The sequence below is a fragment of the Rufibacter ruber genome, from assembly GCF_001647275.1.
GTDB lineage: Bacteria > Bacteroidota > Bacteroidia > Cytophagales > Hymenobacteraceae > Nibribacter > Nibribacter ruber_C.
This window is the reverse complement of record NZ_LRMM01000159.1, coordinates 1-940: the sequence shown is the minus strand read 5'-3', so window position 1 is coordinate 940 and position 940 is coordinate 1. Positions and strand designations below refer to the sequence as shown.

The following is a 940-nucleotide window of genomic DNA, read 5'->3' as shown; positions in this document are numbered from 1 at the left end:
TCGGCCTGTTTTAACAGAAAACAGGCGAAAACAGAAACAGGTTGCTACATGAAAGCTACGCCTGTGCTGCCCCTCTCTCCATGTTCTTCTGCCGTTTTAGAAGCTTGCGCTTGTGCAGAGGTAGCAAAGGGCCTGGGGTTTCTTCAGACAGAGACGTTTTTAAAAATTAACCAAACGCAAAGTTTAGTCATTAACCAGTAAACAGAGATTTATGCTGAAGGAAGGCGAGAAAGCCCCAGACTTTGAGCTGCCAGATATGACCGGTAAAAAGGTGAGGCTCTATGAAGTTCTGAAAGAAAAGAAGGTAGTGCTCTATTTTTACCCTAAAGATGATACCCGGGGCTGCACCAAAGAAGCCTGTACGTTCCGGGATATGTACGAAGACTTTACAGGGCAGGGGGCAGAAGTGGTGGGCATCAGCTCAGACTCCGCTGATTCACACACCAGGTTTGCCAGCAAGCACAGTCTTCCGTTTGTACTGCTGGCAGACACAGACAAACACGTGAGGAAACTATATAAAGTGCCCAGTACCTTCGGGTTGATACCCGGGAGGGTTACTTACGTGATAGACCAGCAGGGTACCGTTCAATATGCCTTCAACTCCATGATCAAACCGCTGGAGCACGTACAGAATGCTTTGGCGGCTTTGAAAAGAATATAAAAGCCATTTATTGTCTTTAGCTTATTATTTATGTTAAGTAATGACTGGTAAGCCGAAGATATACATGGGAAAGCCTTGAAGTGCAAGGTAAACTCTCGCTTTTACGGGCGTAAAAAGCAGGGAAAGGCTCTGCGGCGGCAGTTCTTGAGCCGCGTAACAGCGCTAGGGCCAGAAACGTGTAAACGCCGGTACTTTTTTTGGCGTTTTGCAGCGCCATGGCAAATTTAAAATTGCCCTAAACCGTAAGTGCCGTTTTTGGCCTGTTTTCTGGAAAACAGG

The 940-nt window shown here is 46.7% G+C and carries 2 protein-coding genes; both read left to right on the top strand.

Features of this window, described 5'->3' with window-relative positions; translation table 11 throughout:
* A partial coding sequence (locus A8O25_RS23625) for a hypothetical protein (protein ID WP_206598742.1) occupies positions 1-201 on the top strand: 201 nt, incomplete at its 5' end.
* A 10-nt stretch (positions 202-211) separates the two neighbouring features.
* Positions 212-661, top strand: coding sequence for a peroxiredoxin (locus tag A8O25_RS22325; RefSeq protein WP_066839889.1), 450 nt, complete (start codon positions 212-214; stop codon positions 659-661).
* Positions 662-940: the final 279 nt, after the last annotated feature.